The following is a 20642-nucleotide window of genomic DNA, read 5'->3' as shown; positions in this document are numbered from 1 at the left end:
GCCTCAGCCGTCAAACCGCTCCGAGCCGTCCGGCTCGACATGCGGCGTCGCGTTCATCTGCTGGCGCAGCCGCGACAGTTCGAGGTAGATGCGCCGCCGCGCCCGGTTCTGGTTGCCCAGCGGGCGGTGCGCCTCCAGCGCATGCCACGGGTGGATCGACAGGCGGTGCGCGAAGGCCAGCTGCGCGGCGCTGTCGAACACCTGCTGCGGGATGTGCAGCGTGGCCACCGGCAGCGGCGGCGAACGCCGTTCGCACCAGCGCACCGAGGCGTTCTCGATCGGCATCGTGCGCGGGTCCGTCTGCAACTGCACGCACAGCTCGAAGCGGGCGTCGCGCTCGCGCAGCGTCGCGGCCAGGGCCTCGCGCAGGTAGTGCGGCGACGGCCGGCCCGGCAGCCCGGGGATGGCGCTCGGGCGCTGTCCAGCCGGCGGCCGGAAGCTGTATTGCATGACCTGACGCGGCCCGAGCCGGTAGGGCACGCAGCCCCAGTAGGCCGTCTCCAGCGGACTGGTCTGGGTGCGTGACCAGAGCGCCTGCATCAGGCTGTCGAGCAGGTGCCCGCGCAGGAAGTACCACAGCGGCGTGTCGCGCCGGATCATGGCCTGCAGCGCCGCGTTGGCCTGCACATCCGGGGTCGTGAAGACGGGCGTGCTGATGGCGGTGAAGTCCTGCGTCGACCGCTCGTCGTCGAGCAGCTTCGGGCCGGGCACGTCCATCACCTTCAGGCCCAGGCTGAGCACGCCGACGTCGTCGATGTCGGGCGGGCTGGCCGGCCCGGGGCCGCCGAAGCGCAGCCACGCCGGGTAGCGGCGCGGCATCGCGAAGACGCCGTGGCGCAGCGCCTCGGGCAGGCCTTCATGCACACGCAGCTCGGCCCGCACGACGCCGTGGGTCTTGGTGTTGCCGGCCCGCTCGGCGCCGCCTGGGCGGTAGTGGCGCTGCAGGTAGTCGCGCATGTCGGCCACGATGGACTCGACCAGCGCTTCTTCGCCGGGCAGCAGGCTTTCCTCGCCCGGCCGCGCATCGAGCACGCCGGGCTGGCGGCGGATCAGCGCCTGCACCGCGCGGGTCAGCGGTTCGCGCAGCAGCGCGTCGACGGCCGGGCGGAAGAACGGGTCGATGCGGCGTTCCAGCTGCATCAGCCGGACGAGGCTGCGGTGCAGCGCCCGCTCCAGCGCGCCGGCCGGCTCGGGGTGGCTCATGACGTGAGCCCTTGCTGACCCGGCTCGCCTTGCGCCGCGATCCAGCGCAGCGCCCGCACGCCGGGCAGGAAGAAGTAGGCGCCGCCGCGCACCGTGACGAAACGCGGCAGGCCCTGCAGACGCTGCGGTGCCGCGCCGGGCTGCGGCAAGGTCATCGCATCGGACGGGCGGCCGGCCTCGTCGGGCAGGCGGTGGCCGAGCAGCGGGTCGGCCTCGCCGCTCAGGCCGTCGAAGTGCGTGCTCGCAATCCAGGCGGCCTGCACGAACTCGAACTGGCGGCTCAGGCTGGCATTCAGCGCGACGAAGGCAAGACCTTGCGGCGCGTCGGCGGGCCCGTAGGCACGACCCCGTCGCAGCAGACGGTGGAAGCGGGTCGACGCGACGCGGTCACGCTCGCGCGCGGCGGCGTCCAGCCCGAGCGTGCGCAGCAGCCAGGTCAGACCGGTGTGGTCGCCCGGCGGCAGGTCGCCATTGCGCGGGTTGCTGCGGCGGATGTGGGCGCCCAGGGGGCAACGCAGGCCGTCAGGGTCGGCGCTGAAGTCGAAGTCCTCGGCGCCGGGGCCGTGGCGCTCGACCAGCGGCTGGCCGTCGCGGCGGCGGCCGACCAGGCGTTCGGCCAGCCGGCCGGCGGCATCGCCGTCGTGATCGCCCAGCGACTCGGCCATGCGCGTCATGCACGACCAGAAGCCGGCCACGTCCTGCGCCAGCTGGCGCAGCACCAGGTAGCTGCCGTTGCGGCCCAGGTCGCGCCGGCCGGGTTCGTCCTCGGCCTCGGGCAGCAGGCCGCGCGGATCGCGGGCGGCGTCCAGCAGCGGGCGGGCGGTGTAGCCGCCGTATTCGTTCGGGTAGCCGAGCAGGAACTCGCCCAGGCAGCCGACGTTGTCGTAGGCCGGCCGTTCGGCATCGCTGACCGGGCGGCGGCGGTCCCAGTCCGGCTCGGGCTGCGACAGGCCGTCGGCGAAGCCGAAGGGCTCGCGGCCGTCGCGGGCGGTGCCCGACAGCGTGGCCACGGTGTCGAAGGCGCCGGCGCTGTCGACCTGCAGTTCTTCGGCCCAGCCGGCCAGGCGACCCGGCCGCGCCAGCAGCACCAGCAGCACATGCGGCGTGCGCTCGCCGTGGCCCCAGGCCCAGCCGGACGGCGCGTTCGGACCGATGTCGCCGAGCCGGCGAGCCTGGCTCTCGTCCTGCCCGAGGCCGAGCAGGAACTCGGCCGAGAAGCCGGCCAGCACGTCGTCGGCCAGGCCCAGCGCGCGCAGGCCGGGGGCCGTCAGGGCGACCTGCAGGACACGCTCCGGCAGCTCGCCGTCGCGCCGGGCGGTGGCGACCGGCGCGCGGCCCAGCCAGCGCCGCGCAGCGGCCGGATCACGCACCGTCAGCAGCAGGTAGGCCGACTCGGCATGCTGGCCGTAGCCGCGCCGCAGCAGGCCCTGGACGTCGTCCAGCTCGACGGGTGGCCAGGCGTTCATGGCAGTCGCAGCCAGGCCAGCGCCTGGGCCTCGGTGGGGTCGGTCATCGCCAGGCCGGCGCGGATGCGCTGGTGGCGCGCGAGGTCGGCCAGGCTCAGGCCCGGGTAGGCCTTGAACCAGACCTGGGTGGGCACCTGGTGGCGGCGCTGGTAGGGCTTGAAGCGGTGTTCGAGCCGGGCCCCGCCGAGCAGCAGCCAGCGGGTGCGCGGCCAGCCGACGCCGTTGCTGAAGACGACGTTGAGACCGAAGGCGACCTTGTTGATGAAGTCGTCCATGTAGCCCTGGTGACTGCCGTCGTAGTTGCTGATGAACAGCACCCGCGAGCCCTCGTCTAGGCAGACCCAGCGGGCGAAGTGGATGGTCTGCACGCGCCCGAGGTGGCCGCGCGTGTAGAGGTGGCGGCAGGTGTAGTCGATCACCCCGAGCACGACGGCCAGCAGCGCGGCGCGGAAGCGGCCGGGCTTGACCGGGCCGATGGCGGTGTACTGGTTGCTGACGTCGCGGTCCTCCAGCACCTGCAGCGTCGCCAGCAGCGCGGGGTCGGGGCGCGGGCAGATCTCGGGGTCGGTCTCTTCCAGCTGGCGCAGGTGCAACAGCAGCCAGGGCAACACCAGCAACAGAAAGAGCGCGAACTGCACCGTGCACCACAGGACCAGGAGTGGCATGCCGATCAGGTGCAGCCACTGCCGCAGCCGCCACCGCCAAGGCGTCGGCGCCTCGGGCGTCAGCGTCAGCTCGCCACGCTGCACGGCGGCGCGGACCTGTTCGCACAGTTCGCGGTGGGCGCGCCGCGCGCCGTCGGGTGCCGTCAGCGGCACACGCGGGATGCGCGGTGCCAGCCAGGCCTGCAGCGCGGCGTTCTCGCGGATCTGCCGGACGGTGCGGCCGACCGTGTTGACGTAGGCCGCCTGGGCCGGCCGCTCGTGCGCCAGCAGCCAGGCCAGCAGCGCCGCGTCGTCGGCGGCGGGATCGAAGCCGGCGCAGTGGCCGAACAGCGTGCGCAGGCCGGCGTCGGCGTGTTCGACCAGCGCGGCCAGGCCGTCGCGGCCAACGCCGTCGCAGTCGCCCATCAGCACCAGCGCGGTCGGCAGGTGCGGGCGCGGGCGAGGCTGCGCAGGGCCGGGCGGCAGCAGGTCCAGGTCGGCCTGCAGCGCGTCGTCGATCAGCACCAGCCGGGCGAAGTGCAGCCCCGGCACGGCGCCGAAGGGCAGCACCGGGTTGAAGGGGTCGGCCACGCCGGGCACGCGGTTCATGCCGTCGAGCAACTGCCGCAGCGCGGCCTCGCGGCCGTCGGCCAGCGGCGCGACGACGGTGTAGTGGCCTTGCGGCGTCATGCCCGGCTCCGCCGCGTGCGCGTCAGAACTGCAGCGCGAAGTCGATCAGCCGGTCGCGGCCCCAGTAGACCTTGCCGAGGTAGAAGCCCGGCCCGATCTGGCGGATCTCGTCGCGGATGTAGTGCGCCACGATCGAGGTCTCCGAGTAGTCCAGCACGATGCATTCCTTGCCGTCCATCCAGCTGTCGCCCTTGTAGACCCGCGCCAGGATGGCCTCGACGTGGAAGACCAGGATGCTGTTCTTGAGCACGCCCTTGGCCGCGTCGAACACCTTGCCTTGCCAGCCGAAGTGGTTGATCAGCTGGGCGATCGTCTCGGTGTAGCGGGTGCCCGGCGCGATGATGGCCGTGCCCTTGGCCTGGCCATTCGGGATCTCGCCGGCCGGCGAGGCCAGGAAGAGGTCGTCGAGTTCCTTCTGGCTCATCGCCAGCAACTGGGTGACGTCGAGGCTCATGGCCTGCTCCTCAGGATTGCGACGCCAGGGGCGCCGGGGATGGCGTCGGCACGCGGGCCGGTGCGCCGTGTTTCAGCAGGGTCTCGGCGGCCTTCTCGCCGACCATGTAGACGGCCGCGACGATGAAGAAGCCGGGGATGCGCGGGAACACCGAGGCGTCCACCACCCGCAGCCGGGGCACGCCGTGGACACGGAACGCGCTGTCGAGCACGCCCCCGGCGGCGCGTTCGCCGATCGGGCAGGTGCAGGACGCGTGGTGGCCCCAGGCGGTGTCGCGCACATGGCGGGCCAGGTCCTCGTCGGATTCGACGTCCGGGCCAGGCGAGGTCTCCTCGGCGATGACGCCGCTGTCGCGCAGCGGCCCGGTCAGCCGGCGCACGAAGCGGATCGCGTCGACCAGCGCGCGCAGGTCCTCGCCCTTCGGGTCGTCACCGGCATCGAAATAGCCGAAGTCGATCTGCGGCGGCTCCAGCGGGTCGGCCGAGCGCAGCCGGACCCGGCCGGCGCGGTTGCGCGTGTGGGCCTTCAGGACAGCCCAGGTCAGGCGGTCCTGGTGGGCCTCGATCAGGCGCGAGTAGCCGGCCGCGTAGCCCTCGAACAGCGTCGGCAGGGCCATGCAGAACAGGTCGGGCTCGGGCTCGTGGCGGTCCGATCGGCGGATCACCGCCAGTGCCGCGCCGCTGCCGTCGTAGAGGCTGGACCGGCGCGAGCGCCATTGCTGCCAGGGGATGTCGCCGCGCTGGAAACGCGAGCCGTCCAGCACCTGCCAGGGCTCGCGCATGCGGTGCGTGACGGCGATCTCGTAGCGGTCCTGCAGGTTGCGGCCGACGCCGGGCAGGTCGTGGCGCACGGTGATGCCGTGGCTGCGCAGTTCCTCGGCCGGGCCGATGCCCGACAGCATCAGCAGCTGCGGCGTGTTGAAGGCGCCGCCGCACAGCACGACCTCGCGGCGCGCCAGCACCTGACGGCATTCGCCGGCCTCGCCGCTGGGCCGGGCATGGGCGCGGTAGAGGTGGCGGCCCTTCAGGTACTCGACGCCGCAGGCCGCGCCCTCGTCGTCGAACAGCAGCCGCGTGGCCAGCGCATCGGTCTCGATGTGCAGGCGGCCGGGATGGGCCTTGGCGACCTGCAGCAGCCGCTCGCGCGTGCCGGTGCGGCGGTGGCCGTTGGTGGACAGCGGCGTGTAGCACAGGCCCTCGAAGCTGCGACGGCCCAGGCGCGGCCCGCGCGCGTTCGGGTCACCGGCACCCCACAGCGCATGGCTCAGCGCGGCCAGCGGATCCCGCCAGCCGGCCAGCATCACGCGTGCGGTCTTCGCGACCAGCGCGACCATGCCCGGATCACCCAGCGCCTGCAGCGGCACCGCGCGTTCGGTGCGCAGCCAGCCGCTCCAGCCGTGGCCGGTCGGGTCGATGCCCAGGTGCCGCAGCCAGCGCCAGGCCGGCCGGTGGTGGCAGGCCTCCAGCGCGCGTGCGTGGCGGCGCATCGCGCGGGCGCGCCAGCTGGTGTCGCCGGTCAGCTCGGCGATGTGGTCCCAGTCCGAGTCGTGCGGCAGCATGAAGATCATCGCGTTGTGCGCCGTGCAGCCGCCCAGCGCGGCGGCGCGCGGGTAGAGCACGCCGTCGCGCGTGGCATCGAACTTCGGGTCGCGCGCCTGCTGCGCCGGATCGTCGTGGTGACGGACGTGGAAGTCCCAGCGCATCGCCGGGTTCTCGCTGGCATGGGCATGGAAGCCGGGCACCAGGTAGTCGTCGGGCAGGCGCGGATCGGCCTGCGCGGCGCGCGACAGGCCCGGGTCCAGGCCGGCCTCGATCAGGAAGACGCGCTGGCCGCCCTCGACCAGCCGGGCCGCCAGCGTGCCGCCCCCGGCGCCGGAGCCGACGACCACGTAGTCCCAGTCCTTCTCGTGGGCGCGTTCCTGGCCCGCACCGGGGCTGCGCGTGTCCAGCGAGGACAGCCAGGTGGAGGTCAGCGTGGAGGTCAACGTGGCGGTCACGGTGCGGCGTTCACAGCGTCTTCAGGAAGGCGATCAGCGCGCGCTTGTCGGCGTCGTCCAGCACCGGCTCGGTGCCCCACGCACGTTCCTCGGCGCTCAGGCCCTCGGTGCGGTTGAACTCGGCGGTGCCGAAGTAGTGGCCGCGGTTGACGACGAAGTCGGGGCACTTGCTCAGCGCCAGCAGCGGCTTCTTGAGGTTGGCCATGCGGCGCGTCAGCTCGGCATCGTCGGCCCCGCGCGGTGCGCCCAGCAGGTCGAGCTTGAGCTTGATGACCAGCTCGGCGGCGTCCTTCGCGTGGGCGGCGATGACGGCCGGATCGCTGCTCTCCGACCGCAGCTTCAGGTTGGCCAGCAGGTTGACCGGCACGCCGCCCGGGATCGGCCCGAGCGTCAGGCCGCCGGTCTCGTCGACCCATTGCGGCAGATGCGCATGCAGCCAGTGGCGGGCGCGGTCCTGCCAGGGTTGCAGCGATTCGGGCAGGTAGCCGAACGGGATCGTGATCTGGCTGCGCTGGGTCGTGCGGTCGATCGTGCCGGGCACCCGGTCGCCCAGCAGCGTGTCGCGCTCGCGCTTCTCGGGCCACAGCAGCTGCTCGATCGAGGCGTCGAAGACCTTCAGCCGGGCGGTCACCGACGGGTCGGTGTCGAACGGCCCGAGGCTGTTGTTGACCAGCAGCGGCGCGGTCGACCAGACGCTGATCAGCGACGGCACCCGCGTGTAGCCACGTCCGCCGGCCGGCATCTCGTAGGGGCTGGCCTCGCCGGTGTACGGGTCCTGCACGGTGATCGTGCCGACCGAGGGCAGCGCCTTGTAGTCGTGCGACGAGAAGTTGTCCCAGATGTTGCCGCCCAGCGCATTGGTCGCCAGCGGGCTGCAGGCATTGGTGCGCAGCAGCGTGACGGGGATGCGCGCCTCGGTCGACAGGTAGTTGCCGCTGAGGAAGTCGGGTGCCCGGACGATCTGGCGCATCTGCTGCTTGAAGTCGTCGGTCTGGGTCCACTTCCAGTAGCGCTGGAAACAGGCCAGGTAGCCCGCCCCGGCGCAGGCGCGCGGCTCCAGTGCCAGCTCGGCTGGTGGTGTCGGGGCCTTGCTGGAATGGCAGCGCGCGCAGGTGTCGGCGAAGACCTGCTGGCCGCGGGACAGCGTCGCGTCGTCGGCCTTGGCCAGCGCGGCGCCGCCGGGCGCGTCCTTCAGGCGATCGGGTTGCGCGGCCTTCAGGAAGAACAGCGCGGTGGCCGGCGTGCCGGCCTCGGTGGCCTGCCAGTACGACGAGTTCTTCTGCGCGTCGGCGATGCGGATCGGCGTGATCGTCTTGCCGCCCAGCACCGGGTTGAAGTGCAGCAGCCATTCCTCGCTGAACAGGCCGATGTTCAGGTAGACGCGGTTCAGCGCGCCGAGCAGGCCGACCGAATCGGCGCCGTCCTTGAGCACGTGCGGCGTCCGGGCAATGGCCTTGTCCTTGTCGTAGAACTCGCTCAGCGGGCCGCTCGGGAACAGGTCGTTGAACTGGCGGTTGTCCAGCTCGCCACCGGCCAGCTGCTCGTGCCAGAGCCGCTTGCCGACCGCCAGCCGCGAGGCGAAGTCGTAGACCGCGTTCATCGTGCGCGGGTTGTTGATGCTGTCGGTCGAGACCAGCGAGGTGTCCATCGCGCCGGGCCGGTAGGTGTGGGCCAGCTGGTACATGAAGTTGGCCTGGCCCTCGGGCTTGCCGGCGTTGTGGATGAACAGCCGGTCGACCCACATGTACTGCGCGCCGACCGAGGAACTCAGGTCGGCGAACTCCGGATGATTGGGGTCGGCTGGCGGGTGGATCGGGCTCGGGCCGACATGGCAGAAGCCGCAGGACATGCCCACGCGGTAGGGCCGCACGAGGTCCTGGCGGTTGTAGTAGGCCGGGTCGGTGTAGTAGCGCTCGGCGTCCCATTCCTTGGCCGCCTTGGCGTCGAAGGCCGGGTTCGGGAACAGCCGCAGGCCCATGATCCCGGTCGGCTCGCCGTAGTAGGAGCCGACCGGCTGCACGCTGCCATCGCCCAGCGGCTGGCCGCGCGAGCCGATCTTGACGCCCGGGTACTTCGCTTCATCGGCGAACGGATCGGGCGCGCAGTCCTGGCGGCGCTGGTCCAGCCACAGGCCGCGGCGGGCCGGATCGGGCGCGCTGGCCGGCTCGAAGCAGGGTTCGTTGACGAGGCCCAGGTAGGACCAGCGGTTGGTCCGGCCATAGCCCAGGCTGGGGTGCGAGCTGATGACCTTCAGCAGGTCGAAGGCGCCGTAGGTGTAGCGCGTCATCTGCTCCCAGAAGCGGTCGTTGCCGCCGCTCCAGACCAGCCACATGTTGCGGCCGGCCTCTTCCTGCGGGGTCAGCGCGACGCCGTTGTCCATCGCGCGGAAATAGGGCTCCGGCGCATGCGTGAACGACGCGCCGCTGCGGCCGGCCAGCCGGGCCTCGTCCAGCACCTCGCCGGGCTTCGGGCCGTCCGAGCAGGCGCTCAGCGCGAGGGCGCCGATGCACGCCAGACGGACGAGTGCAGCGGCAGCGCGGGTGGACCGGAGGGGCAGGGCACGGCTGGGCATGGCGACTCCTGGAAGCGAGGCGGCCCAAGCATGCGCCTGCCCGATCCGGGCCGCAAATGCTCAAGTCGGCGCCAGGGTTCGCGTTTCGTGCGGTTTTGCCAGTTCGGTCCGGGACGTCATCGATCGTGAGGATGGCCTGACCCGCACTCAGCCGACCTCACCAGGTTTCGGCCACGGCCGCGCCCGGATGCGCGACGGTGTCGGGCTCGGCCGGCGGATCGACCCGGCGCATGAAGGTGCCCAGCTCGGCCAGCATGGTGGCGTCGGCGATGCTGGCGCGGTCACGGCCGGCCGCCTTGGCCTTGTACAGCGCCACGTCGGCCAGGTGAACGAGGTCCTCGGGCAGGCTGGACATGCTGGCGTCGGCGATGCCGAAGCTGGCGCTGAAGGCCGGCACGTGGCCGGTGCGCAGGGCGATCGCGAGTTGCTCGCGGATGTTCTCGACGACCCGCGCGGCGGCTCCCGCGTCGGCAAAGGCCAGCAGCAGCGTGAACTCCTCGCCGCCCCAGCGGCCGGCCAGGTCGGCCTCGCCCATCGTGCTGCGCAGCACGTCGGCGAAGACCCGCAGCGCGGCGTCGCCGGTGGCGTGGCCGTGGCGGTCGTTGAGCAGCTTGAAGTGGTCCAGGTCGCACATCACGACCGCGTAGGGCTTGCCGCTGGCGGCCAGCGCGCGCAGCCGCTGTTCGGTGGTGCGGCGGTTCGGCAGGCCCGTCAGCGTGTCGGTCGAGGCCTGCAGCTGGGTCCGCTCGAAGGCCCGTACCGTGCCGATGCGCATGCCCAGCTGGCCGCCCAGCACGGCGACCTGCTGCGCCTGGGCGGGGCTGAGCGGCTGCTCGACCGTGCCGGTCGCGTGCAGCACGCCCATCGCCCGGCCCATGAAGCTGATCGGCACGCAGACCGCCGAGGTCGGCCCGCACGGACGACCGCGCAGCTGTTCGCAGGCGTGCAGGTCGGTGCTGCTGTCGAAGGTGACGGCGGTGCCGCGCCGCACCGCGACGCAGTCGTAGGGCGAACGCACCGAGCAGCCCGGCGCGCCGCCGCTCGGGTGTTCGGCCGCCCGTTCCATCTGGGCCCGGCTGGAGTCCGAGATCAGCAGCTCCATCGGGTGCGTGGCCGAGACCTCGGCCATCGCGCGCGACGCCACGGTGCAGACCTGGTGCTCGCGGTCGGCCATGTCCAGCGCGTCGCTCAGGCGCTGGCCGAAGGCGGCCAGGCGGGCCTCGCGGCGCATGTCGTCGATCATCGCGTTGAGGCTGCCGGCCATGCGGTCGACCGCCGCGCCGAGGGCGCCCAGCTCGTCGGACCGGCCGGTGCTGGCGCGCCGCGTCAGGTCACCGTCGGCAATGGCCTGGGCGACGCTGCACAGCTCGCCCAGGCGGCGCCGGATCGCCAGCGTCATCAGCGCGACGATGGCGCTGGCCACGGCGATCGTGACCACGCAGGTCCAGACCAGCGACTGGCGCGCGGTGGTGGCCTCCTGGGCGGCCAGGGCCTGGGCCTGGCGCAGCGAGTCGGCGAGCTGCTCGCCCTGCTGATCCAGTTCGCCGACGAGGTGGCGGAACTGCTCGTCGAAGGCGGGCAGCGCCAGCAGCGCGGCGTCGCGGTGGTCGACGGCATGGCGGGCCAGTTCCAGCGCCGACTGGCCATAGGCACGTGCGGCGCTGCGGTTCTGGCGCACCCGGGCGACCAGCGCGGGCGGCAGCTCGTCGAAGGTCGACAGCCGGTCGAGCGCGTCCTCCAGCTCGCGGGCGTCTTCGGCGACATGGCGCAGCACGTCGTCCTGAGCCAGCTGCGGCACCTGCCCGACCAGCAGCGAGGCCAGCACGTCCGAGCGCAGCGCGTCGTGGACCATGTCGGCCTGCTTGTTCAGGTGCAGCGCCTCGGCCAGCCGGACCTGCCGGGCCTGGGCCTCGTCCTGGTGAGAAGAACTTCGCCACGCCAGCATCGCCAGCAGCAGCAGCGCGGCGGCGACGGCCGCGTTCAACGTGGCCAGCTTGGCCCGCAGCGACATCGCGGCGACGAGGTTCGTCATGTTCATCACGACATGTTCGTCGTGATGCGGTGAAAGCTGATATGGATCAGGAAAGCCTGAATGGGGGTGCGTGGCATGTGCACGTGCAAACGATCACGGCGGCGCGGTCCGTTTCTGGAATGCGGCGGCGACGAAGTCGACGAAGGCCCGCACCCGCGCGGCCAGCTGGTGGCGCTGCGGGTAGACCGCGTGGATGTCGGCGTCGGGCGTGTGGCACTGCGGCAGCACCTGCACCAGCCGGCCGCTGCGCAGGTGGCGTTCGATGTCCCATTCGGCCCGCATCAGGATGCCGTGGCCGTCGAGTGCCCAGTTGACCGCGATCTCGCCGTCGTTGGTCGACAGGCTGCCGCGCGTCTTGACGGCCTCGGTCGTGGCGTGGCGGCCGCGCCCGCTGGTCAGGCGCCAGACGCCATAGGCCTCCTCGCCCTGCCGGATGCCGATGCAGGCGTGGCGCGTCAGGTCGTTGGGCACGCGCGGCGTGCCGTGGCGGGCCAGGTAGGCCGGCGCGGCGCACAGCAGGCGCCGGTTCGGCGCGAGGTACTTGGCGAGGACCCGTGCATCCGGCGGCGCGCCGAAGCGGATGCAGACGTCGAAGGTGTCGTCGGTCAGCGGCGGCGGGTTGACCGACAGCTGCAGCTGCACCTCGACCTGCGGGTGCTGGCGCACGAAGCGCGAGATCAGCGGCGCGATGTGGCTGCGGCCGAATCCCAGCGTCGCGTTGACGCGCAGCAGTCCCTTGGGCGTGGCCTTGGAGACGCCCAGCAGGGCCTCCATGTCGTCGATCTGGCCGAGGATGCGGCGCGCGTGTTCGAGGTAGAGCTCGCCCTCGGGCGTCAGGCTCATGCGCCGGGTCGTGCGGTTGACCAGCGGCACGCCGACCCGCGCCTCCATCAGCGCCAGGTGCTTGCTGACCGCCGGCGTGGTGATGCCCAGCTCGCGGGCGGCGGCGCTCAGGCTGCCGGCACTCGCCAGCGCCGAGAAGAAGCCCAGGTCGGCCGGTTGAATGCGGGTCGTCATGGCGGCGCTTTCGGGTCGGCGGATTGTTGAATCCAGGTAAACGATGGATTCACTTTATCGCCGATCCGTCGGCCGGTCCGCTTCCTACAGTCCGCTCATTCCCAACCCTGCAACGACTGACGGAGAGTGCCCATGAAGACGTATTCGATCGCGACGATTCCCGGTGACGGCATCGGCCAGGAGGTCGTGCCGGCCGGGCGCCAGGTGCTCGAGGCGCTGGCGGCATCGAGCGAGCGCTTCCGCTTCGTGTTCGAGGACTTCGACTGGGGTGGCGACCACTACCGCCGTCACGGCGTGATGATGCCGGCCGACGGCCTGGAGGCGCTGCGCGGCAAGGACGCGATCCTGTTCGGTTCGGCCGGCGATCCGGCCATCCCCGACCACATCACGCTGTGGGGCCTGCGCCTGAAGATCTGCCAGGGCTTCGACCAGTACGCCAACGTGCGCCCGACCCGCATCCTGCCGGGCATCGACGCGCCGCTGAAGCGCTGCCGGCCGGAGGACCTGAACTGGGTCATCGTGCGCGAGAACTCGGAAGGCGAGTACTCCGGCGTCGGCGGCCGGGTCCACCAGGGCCATCCGATCGAGGCCGCGACCGACGTGACGATGATGACCCGCGCCGGCGTCGAGCGGGTCATGCGCTTCGCGTTCAAGCTGGCGCAGGGCCGGCCGCGCAAGCTGCTGACGGTGGTCACCAAGAGCAACGCCCAGCGTCATGCGATGGTGATGTGGGACGAGATCGCGCAGCAGGTCTCGCAGGAGTTCCCGGACGTGCGCTGGGACAAGGAGATCGTCGACGCCTGCACCGCCCGCATGGTCAACCGCCCGGCCTCGCTGGACACGCTGGTGGCGACCAACCTGCACGCCGACATCCTCAGCGACCTGGCCGCCGCGCTGGCCGGCAGCCTGGGCATCGCGCCGACCGGCAACATCGACCCGGAACGCCGTTATCCATCGATGTTCGAGCCGATCCACGGCTCTGCCTTCGACATCATGGGCAAGGGCCTGGCCAACCCGATCGGCACGTTCTGGAGCTGCGTGATGCTGCTCGAACACCTGGGCGAGGCCGAGGCCGCGCAAGCCCTGATGGCGGCGATCGAGCGGGTCACCGCCAACCCGGCGCTGCACACCGGCGACCTGGGCGGGCGCGCCACCACCGCGCAGGTCACGCAGGCGGTCTGCCAGGAACTGGCCGGCAACACCCGCTGAAGCCGCCGAGCCAGCCGGAGCCCCGCGTGACACGACCCGATCCACGCCAGCTGCTGCGCGCGCTGTTCGATGCGGCCATTGCCGCCGCGCAGCCGTCGCAGTGCCTGCCGGCGCACCTGCCGCTGCCACCGGGCGGTCCGGTCGATGTAGCCGGCCGCCGCCTGACGGTGATCGGCGCCGGCAAGGCCGCCGCCGCGATGGCCCGGGCGGTCGAGCAGCACTGGCCGGGGCCGTTGACGGGCCTGGTCGTGACCCGCTACGGCCATGCCGAGGCCTGCGAGCGCATCGAGGTCGTCGAGGCGGCCCATCCGGTGCCCGATGCCGCCGGCGAGACCGCCGCGCGGCGGCTGTTCGGCCTCGTGCAGGGCCTGCGCGCCGATGACCTCGTGCTGTGCCTGATGTCGGGCGGCGGCTCGTCGCTGCTGCCCTTGCCGCTGCCGGGCCTGAGCCTGGCCGACCTGCAGGCGCTGCACCGCGCGTTGCTGGCCAGCGGGGCCGGCATCGGCGAGATGAACACCGTGCGCCGGCATGTGTCGGCGATCCAGGGCGGGCGGCTGGCGCTGGCCTGCCACCCCGCGCGGGTCGTCAACCTGCTGCTGTCGGACGTGCCGGGCGACGACCCGGTCGACATCGCCTCCGGCCCGACCGTGCCGGACGCCAGCACCTGCGCCGATGCGCTGGCGATCCTGGCGCGCCATGCGATCGACGTGCCCGACGCCGTGCGGCAGACGCTGGCCAGCGGCGCAGGCGAGTCGGTCAAGCCGGGCGACCCGCGCCTGCCGGCGATCGAGACGCGCTTCATCGCCACGCCGCAGCAGGCGCTCGAAGCCGCCGCCGCCGTGGCCCGCGCGGCCGGCTACGAGGCCCACATCCTGGGCGACACGATCGAGGGCGAGTCCCGCGACGTCGCCACCACGCTGGCCGGCATCGCCCGCCAGGTGGCCCGTCGCGGCCAGCCGTTCCGGCCGCCGTGCGTGCTGCTGTCGGGCGGCGAGACGACGGTCACGCTGCGCGGCGAGCGATCCGGCACGGGCCGGGGCGGGCGCAACGTCGAGTTCCTGCTGGCGCTCGGACTGGCGCTGGACGGCGAGCCCGGCATCCACGCGCTGGCCGGCGACACCGACGGCGTCGACGGCCAGGACGACATCGCCGGCGCGCTGCTGGCGCCTGACACGCTGGCCCGCGCCCGTGCGCTGGGCCTGCGGCCACGCGAACGGCTCGATGCACACGACGGCCACGGCTTCTTCGAGGCCCTGGGCGATGCCGTCGTGACCGGGCCGACCCGCACCAACGTCAACGACTTCCGGGCCATCGTCATCGACGGTCGGCCTCTCGCTCCCTGATACCTGCCTGACCCCTCCCTGACCCCAGGCCGATCCCGCCACAGAGAACACCCACTGGAGACCGACATGAACGACACCCGCCCCGCACCTGCCTGGCACCCGCACCGCCGCCGCCTGCTGCAGGCCCTGGCCTGGACCGTTGCCGCGCCCGTGGCGATCGGCCTGGCGGCCGGCAGTGCCCGGGCGCAGGACTGGCCGAACAAGCCCGTCACGCTGATCGTGCCGTTCCCGGCCGGCGGCACCACCGACGTGCTGGCGCGTGCGCTGGGCGAGAAGCTGCAGCAGAGCCTGGGCCAGCCGGTGATCGTCGAGAACAAGCCGGGTGCCGGCTCGACGCTGGGCGCCGATTACGTCGCCAAGGCCCGGGCCGACGGCCATACGCTGCTGATGGGCGCGGTCCACCACACCATCGCCCCGGCGGTCTACCGCAAGCTGGCCTACGACTTCCAGAAGGACTTCGCGCCGATCACCACGGTCGCCCTGGTGCCCAACGTGCTGGTGGTCAATGCCGCGACACCGGCGAAGAACGTGGCCGAACTGGTCGCGCTGGCCAAGGCCCGGCCGGGCGGGTCGACCTACGGGTCCAACGGCAACGGCACGGCGCAGCACCTGATCGGCACGCAGTTCGAGAACCTCACTGGCACCGACCTGGTCCACGTGCCCTACAAGGGCAGCGGCCCGCTGGCGACCGACCTGCTGGGCGGCCAGATCACGATGTCGTTCGACACCATCACGCCGGTCCTGCCGCACATCCGCAGCGGCAAGCTGCGGGCGCTGGCGGTGACGACGGCCAGGCGTTCGGCCGCCCTGCCCGACGTGCCGACGCTCGACGAGGCCGGCCTCAAGGGCTTCAACATCGGCACCTGGTTCGGCGTGCTGGCACCGGCGGCGACGCCCCGCGACATCGTCGCGCGGCTCAACGCCGAGATGGTGAAGATCATCCAGTCGGCCGACTTCCGCAAGCGCATGGACGAGATCGGCGCCGAGCCGATCGGCAACAGCAGCGAGCAGATGGCCCAGCAGATCAAGGCCGAGACCGAGAAGTTCGCCAGGCTGGTGAAGGATGCGAAGGTGGTGATCGAGTGAGCGTCGCCGCCTGACCGCTGCGGTCCACCCGCCCCGGAAACGACAACGCCGACTCGAGGTCGGCGTCGTTGTCGAGGAAGGCTCCTCGGGACTTGCTGCTTGCTGCTTGGTTTGGCGCGCCCGGCTGGGATCGAACCAGCGACCCTTGGCTTCGGAGGCCAATACTCTATCCACTGAGCTACGGGCGCGAAAAACGAGAGTCTAGCAGCAAGATGCGCGGTGTCTGCACGCAACACCGGGCGCAGTTGTCGGCCCTCTATAATTCTGCGGTTTTGCGCACCGCCAGTCGGGTGCGCGGCGGATTCAACAACTGAGGACACCATGAGCGACGCTCAACACGCCCACGACGAACACGAAAGCCCGATCAAGACGCCCAAGCAGCTGATTGCGGCCGTCGTCTTCGCCTTCATCGTCCCGATCTTCGTGATCGTGCTGCTGGTGAAGAACGTGGGTTCGACGGCGCGCGACGGCGCGGGCGTCGACGCGATGGGTCCGGAAGCCACGGCCGCGCGCATCGCGCCGGTCGGTCAGGTCGCGATCAAGCTCGAAGGTGGCCCGGCCAAGACTGGCGAGGACGTCTTCAAGGCCCAGTGCACCGCCTGCCACACCGCTGGCCTGGCGGGCTCGCCCAAGTTCGGTGACGCCGGTGCCTGGGCCCCGCGCATTGCCACCGGCCTGGAAGCCCTGCTGAACTCGGCCCTGAAGGGCAAGGGCGCGATGGGCGCACAGGGCGGCGGCGACTTCAGCGACTACGAGATCGCCCGCGCCGTGGTCTACATGGCCAACGCCGGCGGCGCCAAGTTCGAGGAGCCGAAGGCTCCGGCTGCAGCCGCTTCCGCAGCGCAGTGACCTGACGAACGGACGTCTCCCGACGTCGACAAAGCCGACCCGAGGGTCGGCTTTTTTTCGTCTGTCCGCGTCAGGTCGTTTCAGGTGCCGAACGCCAGCGGCCCGGCCCCGGCACTCGGGTGGCAGATGTAGACCGTCGCCGGCTCGCCGCCCGGTGCGCGGTACTCGGCCGCCAGCGCCGCCTGCGCTTGCGGCACCTGCGACTCCGGCAGCAGCGCGACCACGCAACCGCCGAAGCCGCCACCGGTCATGCGCGCGCCGCCGGCATGGCCGATGACACGCTGCAGGATCTCGACCAGATGGTCGATCGGCGGCACCGTGATCTCGAAGTCGTCGCGCATCGACACATGCGAGGCCGCCATCAGCGCACCGACCCTCGCCATGTCGCCCGCGGCCAGCGCGGCGGCGGCGTCCAGCGTGCGCTGGTTCTCGGTGACGATGTGGCGGGCGCGGCGGAAGGTCAGCTCGTCCATATCGGCCTTGTCCTGCAGCAGCCGGGCGGTGTCGACATCGCGCAGCGCGGCGACGCCGTAGTGGCGCGCCGCCGCCTCGCATTGCTGGCGCCGGGTGTTGTATTCGCTGTCGACCAGGCCGCGCCGGACGTGCGAATGCGCGATCAGCACGGCGATGTCGTCGGGCAGGTGCACGGCTTGCGCGGCCAGGCTGCGGCAGTCGATCAGCAGCGCATGGCCGGCGGCACCGCGCGCCGAGATCAGCTGGTCCATGATCCCGCACTGGATGCCGACGAAGCGGTTCTCGGCCTGCTGCGCCAGCTGCGCCAGGCGCGTCGCATCGACGTCCAGCCCTTGCAGCGACTTGAAGGCCTGGCCGATCGCCACCTCCAGCGCCGCCGATGACGACAGCCCGGCGCCCTGCGGCACGTTGCCGGCCACCGCCAGGTCGCAGCCGCGCAGCGGCAGGCCATCGGCCAGCAGGGCCTGCACCATGCCGCGCACGTAGTTCGACCAGGCCAGACCGGGCTCGTCGAGATGCGTGATCGGCGCATCGAGGCCGAAGGTGTCGATGCGGTCGCTGTAGTCGGCCGCGACGACCCGCACCTGCAGGTCGTCGCGCGGGCGGGCCGCCACCAGCGTGTGGTACTCGATCGCGCAGGGCAGCACGAAACCGTCGTTGTAGTCGGTGTGTTCGCCGATCAGGTTGACGCGGCCGGGCGCCTGCACGAGGCAGGTCGGCGCCGTGCCGTAGGCCGTCCTGAACGAGGCGAGCACGCGGTCCTGCAGCGCCTGTGTCAGGGACTGGGTCGTGTCGGGCATGGTCGTCAGTCGCCGTAGCCGTGGGGGTTGGCCGACTGCCAGCGCCAGGTGTCCTCGCACATCGCGCGCAGGTCACGGGTGGCGCGCCAGCCGAGCTGCTGCTGCGCCCGCGCCGGATCGGCCCAGCAGGCCGCGACGTCGCCGGGGCGGCGGTCGGTGATGCGGTGTGGCAGTTCGCGGCCGCAGGCGGCACCGAAGGCCGCGAGCATCTGCAGCACGCTGACACCGGCGCCGGTGCCGAGGTTGAAGACGTGCAGGCCGGCGCGGCCGTGGCCGTGGTCGAGCGCGGCCAGGTGGCCTTCGGCCAGGTCCATCACGTGGATGTAGTCGCGCACGCCGGTGCCATCGGGCGTCGGGTAGTCGTTGCCATAGACGCTCAGGAACTCGCGCCGACCGACGGCGACCTGGGCGATGAAGGGCATCAGGTTGTTCGGCACGCCTTGTGGGTCTTCGCCGAGCCGGCCGCTCGGGTGCGCGCCGACCGGGTTGAAGTAGCGCAGCGCGGTCAGCGACCACGACGGGTCCGAACGCGCCAGGTCGGCCAGCACCTGCTCGACCATCAGCTTGCTGCGGCCGTAGGGATTGGTGGCCGAGGTCGGCGCGTCCTCGCGCAGCGGCAGCACCGGCGCGTCGCCGTAGACCGTCGCCGACGAGCTGAAGACCAGCGTGCGCGTGCCGGCCGCCTGCATCGCCGCCAGCAGCACCAGCGTGCCGTGCACGTTGTTGTCGAAGTAGCTCAGCGGCTGAGCCACCGACTCGCCGACCGCCTTCAGGCCGGCGAAGTGGATGACCGCGTCGATGCGCTCGCGCACCAGCAGGTCGTCGAGCAGCGCGCGGTCGCGGATGTCGCCCTGCACGAAGGCCGGACGGCTGCCGGCGACCTCGGCGATGCGGTCGATCACGCCGGCCTTGGCGTTGTGCAGGTTGTCGAGGATGACCGGCCGGTGACCGGCCGCGATCAGCGCGATCGTCGTGATGCTGCCGATGTAGCCGGCCCCGCCGGTGACGAGGATGTTCATGTCGGGTCCGTCAGCCTTTCGAGGCGCCGAGCGTCAAGCCGGCGATGAACTGCTTCTGCATCAGGAAGAAGATGGCCACCGGCGGCAGCGCCGCGACGATCGAGCCGGCCGACACCAGGTGCCACTGCGCCACCCACATGCCGTTGAGCGACTTCAGCCCGCCGGTGACCGGCATCGCGTGGTCGCCCTGGATCAGCACGGTCGACCAGAAGTAGTCGTTCCAGATGAAGGTGAAGACCAGCACCGCGAGCGCGGCCAGCGCCGGGCGGACCAGCGGCAGCACCACGCGCCAGAAGATCTGGAACTCGTTGGCGCCCTCGATGCGCGCGGCCTCGACCAGTTCCATCGGCAGGTCGCGGATGAAGTTGCGCATGAAGAAGGTGCAGAAGCCGGTCTGGAAGGCGATGTGGAACAGCACCAGGCCGGTGATGGAGTCGTACAGCCCCATGCGCAGGCTCAGGTCGCGCACCGGCACCATCAGGATCTGGAACGGCACGAAGTTGCCGCCCACGAAGATGAAGAAGACCAGCAGGTTGAGCTTGAAGCGGTAGACGCCGAGCGCGTAGCCCGCCAGGCAGGCCAGCGAGACCGCGCCGATCACCGTCGGCAGCGTCACCAGGAAGCTGTTGCCGATGTAGCGCAGGATCGGCGTGTTGGTGAACACGGCGGTGTAGTTCTCGATGACCTGCCACTGCGTGGGCAGGCCCCAGTAGTTGCCGCTGGCGATGTCGCCCTGGCCACGCAGGGAGGTCAGCGCCACCGCGATGATCGGCAGCAGCCAGACGATCAGCGCGATCGGCAGGGCCACCTGATAAAGCCAGCGGGTCGGCGCCGAGGTCTTGGCGATCGGGGTCGGGAACATCAGGCGGTTTCCTTCTCTTGCTGGTGGATGCGCCACAGCACGAACAGGATGTAGACCAGCATGACCGCGAACAGCACGGTCGCGATCGCGGTGCCATAGCCCATGCGGTAGCCGTATTCGGACAGCGCCTTCTCGTACATGTAGTAGGCGAGCACGCGCGAACTGCCGTAGGGGCCGCCCGAGGTCATGATGGAGATCATGTCGAAGCTGCGCAGCGAGCCGATGATGGTCACCACCACCGCGATGAAGGTGGCCGGCCGCAGCTGCGGCAGCACCACGTGGCGCAGCATCGACCAGCCCTTGGCGCCCTCCAGGCGCGCGGCCTCGATCAGGTCGGGGCGCAGGTTGTTCAGGCCGGTGAGGTACAGGATCATGCAGTAGGCCACCTGGGGATACAGGCCGGCCAGCACGATGCCGTAGGTCACCCAGTGTTCATCGGCCAGCACGGAGATCGGCTGCATGCCGAACAGGCCGAAGATCTCGCCGACCAGGCCGTTGGCCGGGTTGTAGAACCACGTGAAGATCAGGCCGATCACGCCTTGCGAGATCACGAAGGGGAAGAAGAACATCGACTTGATCGCGCGGATCCCGAACACCGTCTGGTTCAGGAACAGCGCCAGGCCGAGGCCGATCGGCACGGCCAGCAGGAAGCCCACCAGCCAGATCACGTTGTTCTTCAGCGCGATGAAGAAGTCGGGGTCGGTGGCCAGCTCGCGGTAGTTGTCCAGGCCGATCCAGCGGGCGGCGCCCAGGCCGTCCCAGTCGTAGAAGCTCAGCGCGATCGACTCGACGATCGGCACCAGCACGTAGACCGTGAACATCAGCGCGGCGGGCGCGAGGAACAGCCACGGCGCGATGTCGCGCTGGTGGCGGGTCCACCAGGAGAAGTGCCGGGGCACAGGGGTCTGGCTCATGGCGGTGGAGGG

General features: G+C 71.4%; 16 protein-coding genes and 1 tRNA gene. 4 read left to right on the top strand and 13 right to left on the bottom strand.

What is annotated here, in order from left to right; all coding sequences use genetic code 11:
• Nucleotides 1-3 precede the first annotated feature (3 nt).
• From ACWA7K_RS12140 to ACWA7K_RS12105, 8 genes are all read right to left on the bottom strand, one after another.
• On the bottom strand, nucleotides 4-1203 hold the full coding sequence (locus tag ACWA7K_RS12140) for a catalase family protein (RefSeq protein WP_456161665.1): 1200 nt from the start codon (nucleotides 1201-1203) through the stop codon (nucleotides 4-6).
• Nucleotides 1200-2669, bottom strand: a complete 1470-nt coding sequence (locus ACWA7K_RS12135; protein WP_456161664.1) for a Dyp-type peroxidase — start codon at nucleotides 2667-2669, stop codon at nucleotides 1200-1202. Before ACWA7K_RS12135 ends, ACWA7K_RS12140 begins: the two co-directional genes overlap by 4 nt.
• Nucleotides 2666-4003: a hypothetical protein gene (locus ACWA7K_RS12130; protein WP_456161663.1), complete on the bottom strand. Its 1338-nt coding sequence runs from the start codon at nucleotides 4001-4003 to the stop codon at nucleotides 2666-2668. Before ACWA7K_RS12130 ends, ACWA7K_RS12135 begins: the two co-directional genes overlap by 4 nt.
• A gap of 22 nt (nucleotides 4004-4025) precedes the next feature.
• On the bottom strand, nucleotides 4026-4457 hold the full coding sequence (locus ACWA7K_RS12125; protein WP_456161662.1) for a hypothetical protein: 432 nt from the start codon (nucleotides 4455-4457) through the stop codon (nucleotides 4026-4028).
• 10 nt (nucleotides 4458-4467) lie between these two features.
• Nucleotides 4468-6453 carry a GMC family oxidoreductase gene (locus ACWA7K_RS12120; RefSeq protein WP_456161661.1) on the bottom strand — a complete coding sequence of 662 codons (1986 nt, stop codon included), beginning with the start codon at nucleotides 6451-6453 and terminating at the stop codon, nucleotides 4468-4470.
• Between the two features lie 10 nt (nucleotides 6454-6463).
• A complete protein-coding gene (locus ACWA7K_RS12115) occupies nucleotides 6464-9025 on the bottom strand; it encodes a hypothetical protein (RefSeq protein ID WP_456161660.1) in 2562 nt (853 codons plus the stop codon).
• Nucleotides 9026-9182: 157 nt separating this feature from the next.
• A complete protein-coding gene (locus ACWA7K_RS12110) occupies nucleotides 9183-11063 on the bottom strand; it encodes a diguanylate cyclase domain-containing protein (protein WP_456161659.1) in 1881 nt (626 codons plus the stop codon).
• 87 nt (nucleotides 11064-11150) lie between these two features.
• Nucleotides 11151-12074 (bottom strand): LysR substrate-binding domain-containing protein, encoded by a 924-nt coding sequence (locus ACWA7K_RS12105; protein WP_456161658.1) that lies wholly within the window; start codon nucleotides 12072-12074, stop codon nucleotides 11151-11153.
• 132 nt (nucleotides 12075-12206) lie between these two features.
• Here ACWA7K_RS12105 and ACWA7K_RS12100 point away from each other — a divergent pair, with 132 nt between their 5' ends.
• The 3 genes from ACWA7K_RS12100 to ACWA7K_RS12090 all read left to right on the top strand — a co-directional run bounded on the left by ACWA7K_RS12100 (nucleotide 12207) and on the right by ACWA7K_RS12090 (nucleotide 15712).
• Nucleotides 12207-13283 carry a tartrate dehydrogenase gene (locus tag ACWA7K_RS12100; RefSeq protein ID WP_456161657.1) on the top strand — a complete coding sequence of 359 codons (1077 nt, stop codon included), beginning with the start codon at nucleotides 12207-12209 and terminating at the stop codon, nucleotides 13281-13283.
• Between the two features lie 26 nt (nucleotides 13284-13309).
• Nucleotides 13310-14626 (top strand): glycerate kinase type-2 family protein, encoded by a 1317-nt coding sequence (locus ACWA7K_RS12095; protein ID WP_456161656.1) that lies wholly within the window; start codon nucleotides 13310-13312, stop codon nucleotides 14624-14626.
• 66 nt (nucleotides 14627-14692) lie between these two features.
• Nucleotides 14693-15712 (top strand): Bug family tripartite tricarboxylate transporter substrate binding protein, encoded by a 1020-nt coding sequence (locus ACWA7K_RS12090; protein ID WP_456161655.1) that lies wholly within the window; start codon nucleotides 14693-14695, stop codon nucleotides 15710-15712.
• A 112-nt stretch (nucleotides 15713-15824) separates the two neighbouring features.
• Here the strand turns inward: ACWA7K_RS12090 and ACWA7K_RS12085 are convergent.
• Nucleotides 15825-15900: transfer RNA gene (locus ACWA7K_RS12085), tRNA-Arg, on the bottom strand.
• Between the two features lie 133 nt (nucleotides 15901-16033).
• Here ACWA7K_RS12085 and ACWA7K_RS12080 point away from each other — a divergent pair.
• Nucleotides 16034-16561: a c-type cytochrome gene (locus ACWA7K_RS12080; protein ID WP_456161654.1), complete on the top strand. Its 528-nt coding sequence runs from the start codon at nucleotides 16034-16036 to the stop codon at nucleotides 16559-16561.
• Between the two features lie 80 nt (nucleotides 16562-16641).
• On the opposite strand, the gene galK is transcribed toward ACWA7K_RS12080, so the two are convergent.
• From galK to ACWA7K_RS12060, 4 genes are read right to left on the bottom strand one after another with little or no spacing between them, the layout of a single operon-like run.
• Complete coding sequence (gene galK / locus ACWA7K_RS12075; protein ID WP_456161653.1) at nucleotides 16642-17835, bottom strand: galactokinase; 1194 nt, start codon at nucleotides 17833-17835, stop codon at nucleotides 16642-16644.
• 5 nt (nucleotides 17836-17840) lie between these two features.
• The gene (galE, locus tag ACWA7K_RS12070; RefSeq protein WP_456161652.1) at nucleotides 17841-18854 is read right to left on the bottom strand and encodes a UDP-glucose 4-epimerase GalE; all 1014 of its coding nucleotides are present in this window, start codon (nucleotides 18852-18854) and stop codon (nucleotides 17841-17843) included.
• Nucleotides 18855-18864: 10 nt separating this feature from the next.
• Complete coding sequence (locus ACWA7K_RS12065) at nucleotides 18865-19716, bottom strand: carbohydrate ABC transporter permease (protein WP_456161651.1); 852 nt, start codon at nucleotides 19714-19716, stop codon at nucleotides 18865-18867.
• On the bottom strand, nucleotides 19716-20630 hold the full coding sequence (locus ACWA7K_RS12060; protein ID WP_456161650.1) for a carbohydrate ABC transporter permease: 915 nt from the start codon (nucleotides 20628-20630) through the stop codon (nucleotides 19716-19718). The genes ACWA7K_RS12065 and ACWA7K_RS12060 overlap by 1 nt, the downstream gene beginning before the upstream one ends.
• Between the last annotated feature and the right edge of the window lie 12 nt (nucleotides 20631-20642).

The organism is Leptothrix mechoopdaensis (SeqCode) (assembly GCF_053893855.1).
This window is presented reverse-complemented; position numbering and strand designations above follow the sequence as displayed.

Excerpts from the sequence above, each read along its gene's own strand:
- ACWA7K_RS12140 (WP_456161665.1), bottom strand. The coding sequence starts at position 1,203 with ATGAGCCACCCCGAGCCGGCCGGCGCGCTGGAGCGGGCGCTGCACCGC.
- ACWA7K_RS12135 (WP_456161664.1), bottom strand. The coding sequence starts at position 2,669 with ATGAACGCCTGGCCACCCGTCGAGCTGGACGACGTCCAGGGCCTGCTG.
- ACWA7K_RS12130 (WP_456161663.1), bottom strand. The coding sequence starts at position 4,003 with ATGACGCCGCAAGGCCACTACACCGTCGTCGCGCCGCTGGCCGACGGC.
- ACWA7K_RS12125 (WP_456161662.1), bottom strand. The coding sequence starts at position 4,457 with ATGAGCCTCGACGTCACCCAGTTGCTGGCGATGAGCCAGAAGGAACTC.
- ACWA7K_RS12115 (WP_456161660.1), bottom strand. The coding sequence starts at position 9,025 with ATGCCCAGCCGTGCCCTGCCCCTCCGGTCCACCCGCGCTGCCGCTGCA.
- ACWA7K_RS12110 (WP_456161659.1), bottom strand. The coding sequence starts at position 11,063 with ATGAACATGACGAACCTCGTCGCCGCGATGTCGCTGCGGGCCAAGCTG.
- ACWA7K_RS12105 (WP_456161658.1), bottom strand. The coding sequence starts at position 12,074 with ATGACGACCCGCATTCAACCGGCCGACCTGGGCTTCTTCTCGGCGCTG.
- ACWA7K_RS12100 (WP_456161657.1), top strand. The coding sequence starts at position 12,207 with ATGAAGACGTATTCGATCGCGACGATTCCCGGTGACGGCATCGGCCAG.
- ACWA7K_RS12090 (WP_456161655.1), top strand. The coding sequence starts at position 14,693 with ATGAACGACACCCGCCCCGCACCTGCCTGGCACCCGCACCGCCGCCGC.
- ACWA7K_RS12080 (WP_456161654.1), top strand. The coding sequence starts at position 16,034 with ATGAGCGACGCTCAACACGCCCACGACGAACACGAAAGCCCGATCAAG.
- galK (WP_456161653.1), bottom strand. The coding sequence starts at position 17,835 with ATGCCCGACACGACCCAGTCCCTGACACAGGCGCTGCAGGACCGCGTG.
- galE (WP_456161652.1), bottom strand. The coding sequence starts at position 18,854 with ATGAACATCCTCGTCACCGGCGGGGCCGGCTACATCGGCAGCATCACG.
- ACWA7K_RS12065 (WP_456161651.1), bottom strand. The coding sequence starts at position 19,716 with ATGTTCCCGACCCCGATCGCCAAGACCTCGGCGCCGACCCGCTGGCTT.
- ACWA7K_RS12060 (WP_456161650.1), bottom strand. The coding sequence starts at position 20,630 with ATGAGCCAGACCCCTGTGCCCCGGCACTTCTCCTGGTGGACCCGCCAC.